Origin of the sequence: Paraburkholderia sp. (assembly GCF_035501035.1) — a bacterium.
Lineage (GTDB): Bacteria > Pseudomonadota > Gammaproteobacteria > Burkholderiales > Burkholderiaceae > Paraburkholderia.
In genome coordinates this window covers 1-2,955 of the sequence record NZ_DATJWR010000356.1, presented here as the reverse complement: position 1 = coordinate 2,955, position 2,955 = coordinate 1, and the positions used below count along the sequence as shown (strand labels likewise).

Sequence of the window (2,955 nt, the reverse complement as noted above, 5' to 3'; positions counted from 1 at the left end):
GCAAAACGCGGTAATCTCTGGGGTCGATACACTCACGCGCGGGCCACATTTCCGCTGCTGCATCACCATGTCCAATGCTGCTTCCCCCGACTGGGGCCTCGAACAGATCGTTGCCGATCTGCGCGCTTCGCGCGAAGAACGCCATCGCACACGTCACCCGCTCGGCATCCGCGAATTGCCGTCACGCGATGCGGTCGTCGGCATCGTCGCCGGCCTGCGCGCCGCGCTCTTTCCCACCCACTATGGTGCACCTGACCTGACCGACGAGAGCATCGATTACTACGTCGGCCAGACGCTCGACAGTACCTTGCGGCTGCTCGCCGAACAGATCCGCCGCGCGCTGCGCTTTCTGCCGGAAAACGCGCAGGCGAGCGACGACGAACTGCGCGTGCGGGCATTCGAGGTCGCGCGCGAATTCGGCCGGCAACTGCCCGGCATTCGCGCGCTGCTCGTGAGCGACATTCAGGCGGCGTTCACGGGCGATCCGGCCGCGCAGCACATCACCGAGATTTTGCTGTGCTATCCCGGCGTGTGGGCCATGACGCACCATCGGCTCGCGCATGCGCTGTACCGCCTCGGCGTGCCGCTGCTCGCGCGCTTCATCAACGAGATCGCGCATTCGGCAACGGGCATCGACATTCACCCGGGCGCGCAGATCGGCTCGAGCTTCTTCATCGACCATGGCACCGGCGTCGTGATTGGCGAAACGGCGATCATCGGCGAGCGCGTGCGCCTGTATCAGGCCGTGACGCTCGGCGCGAAGAGCTTTGCGGCCGACCTCGACGGCACGCTCGTGAAGGGCAATGCGCGCCATCCAATCGTCGAGGACGATGTGGTGATCTACGCGGGCGCGACGATTCTCGGCCGTGTGACGATCGGGCACGGCTCAGTGATTGGCGGGAATGTGTGGCTCACGCACAGCGTGCCGCCGGGCAGCAGTGTGCGTCAGGGCAAGATTCGCGAGATCGAGCGCGGCGACGAAAGCCACTTGAAGTAACCGAGGCGGGACGCGCAACGGGACCGGGAGTCCCGTTGGCAGCCTGTGTGTGATGGCGTTTCAGGTGTTCGCGACGCTCATCGCGCCCGGGTTGCCGACGATGGAGAGAAACTCGCGGCGCGTGGAGGGATCCGTACGGAAGGTGCCGAGCATGCGCGAGGTGACCATCTCCACGCCTGCCTTGTGCACGCCACGTGTCGACATGCATTGATGCGCCGCTTCGAGAATCACGCCCACGCCCTTCGGTTGCAGAATCTCGTTGAGCGTGTCGGCGATCTGCGCCGTCATCTTCTCCTGGATCTGCAGACGCTTCGCGAAAGCGTCGACGAGACGCGCGAGCTTCGAAATGCCCACCACGCGATGCTCGGGCAGATACGCCACGTGCGCGCGCCCGATGATCGGCACCATGTGATGCTCGCAATAGCTCTCGAAGCGGATGTCCTTCAGCACGATCATTTCGTCGTAGCCGTCCACCTCCGAGAAGGTGCGCGACAGGATTTCGCGCGGATCGACCGCATAGCCCGCAAAGAACTCCTCATAGGCGCGCACGACGCGCGCGGGCGTATCAATGAGCCCTTCGCGCGCGGGGTCCTCGCCGGCCCAGCGCAAGAGCACGCGCACTGCATCTTCGGCTTCGGCGCGTGACGGCCGCTCGACCGCCGCGTTTTCGGCCGCCGAACTCTTGCGTTGCTTCGCTTTCCCTGCTTTTTTTTCTTCGCTCATGCGTGGGCTCCTGTCATGTGGAAAAACGCCGCCCGGGCGTGCACCAGGAACGCGGATTGTTTCATGTTTTGCCGGGCTTCGTGCGACGTGGCTGCAGTTTACTTCGCCAGCTACTTGGGCCACTCGTCCATGGCGTCGTTGAACAGCTCCGCCACCACGCTGCGCAGCCACTCGCCGCGCGGCGCATTGTGGTACTTGCGATGCCAGTGCTGCTTCAGGTCGAAGCGCGGCAGCGGCAGCGGCGGCTCGACGAGCGTGATCGAAGCATGCTCGGACACATAGGCGAAGCCGATTGCATGCGGCACGGTCGCGATGAGGTCAGAGCGCGTGAGGATGAACGGCAGGCTCATGAAGTGGGGCGTTTCCAGCACGGCGCGGCGGCGCAGGCGCTTCTTCTCCAGGAATTGCTCCAGCACTTCCTGGCTGCGTCCTTCGGCGCGCACGACAGCGTGGCCCATCGCGAGAAACTGTTCGAGCGTCATGGCCTTGCCGGCAAGCGGGTGTGCGCTGCGCATCATGCAGATGAAGCGGTGAGTGAAAAGGCGCTGCTGGAAGAAGTTATTGCCGCCCAGGTCGGGGAAATAGCCGACTGCCAGATCGATATCGCCCGATTCGAGGCCGCGCTCGACCTGGCCTGGCGGCAGCGACACGGAACGCAGGTTCGCATTGGGCGCGCGTTCGGCGAACACCTGCAGCAGGCGCGGCAGGAAGACGATCTCGCCGACATCCGAGAGCGCGATCGAGAACGTATGTGTACTCGTGGCAGGGTCGAACTCCTGCGCCTGCAGCATACCTTTCTCGATGCGGATCAGCGCGTCGCGCGCGGCAGGGATCAGACCGAGCGCGCGCGGCGTGGGCTCCATACCGCGCGAGGTGCGCACGAACAGGGGATCGCCAAAGTATTCGCGCAGCTTGCCGAGCGCCGTGCTCACGCGCGGCTGGCTGACGCCCAGCCGTTCGGCGGCGCGGCTCACATTACGCGTTTCCTCCATGGCTACGAGATAGGGAATGAGATTCAGATCGAGGTCTTGCATTGAAGCGCGGGCAGCGGGGATAAACTATGTCGAAATCAGATAAAGAGTAGTCGATGAATTGAAATTCATGATATTGGGGTATGTGCCCACAGGCGCCTCTAGCCTGCATCTATCCTGATAGAGCGGCAAAGCAGTGCACTCGAACGCGTTCGAAGCCGCGCCGCAACGAGCATGAAATGCATTGCCGATGTGGGTAGACCC

3 protein-coding genes are annotated in these 2,955 nt (G+C 63.7%); 1 reads left to right on the top strand and 2 read right to left on the bottom strand.

What is annotated here, in order from left to right:
- Positions 1–67: 67 nt before the first annotated feature.
- A complete protein-coding gene (epsC, locus tag VMJ11_RS25960) occupies positions 68–997 on the top strand; it encodes a serine O-acetyltransferase EpsC (RefSeq protein ID WP_325623123.1) in 930 nt (309 codons plus the stop codon).
- Between the two features lie 60 nt (positions 998–1,057).
- Here the strand turns inward: epsC and folE are convergent, their stop codons facing one another.
- A complete protein-coding gene (folE, locus tag VMJ11_RS25955) occupies positions 1,058–1,720 on the bottom strand; it encodes a GTP cyclohydrolase I FolE (protein ID WP_325623121.1) in 663 nt (220 codons plus the stop codon).
- Between the two features lie 110 nt (positions 1,721–1,830).
- The gene (locus VMJ11_RS25950; protein ID WP_325623119.1) at positions 1,831–2,754 is read right to left on the bottom strand and encodes a LysR family transcriptional regulator; all 924 of its coding nucleotides are present in this window, start codon (positions 2,752–2,754) and stop codon (positions 1,831–1,833) included.
- Positions 2,755–2,955: the final 201 nt, after the last annotated feature.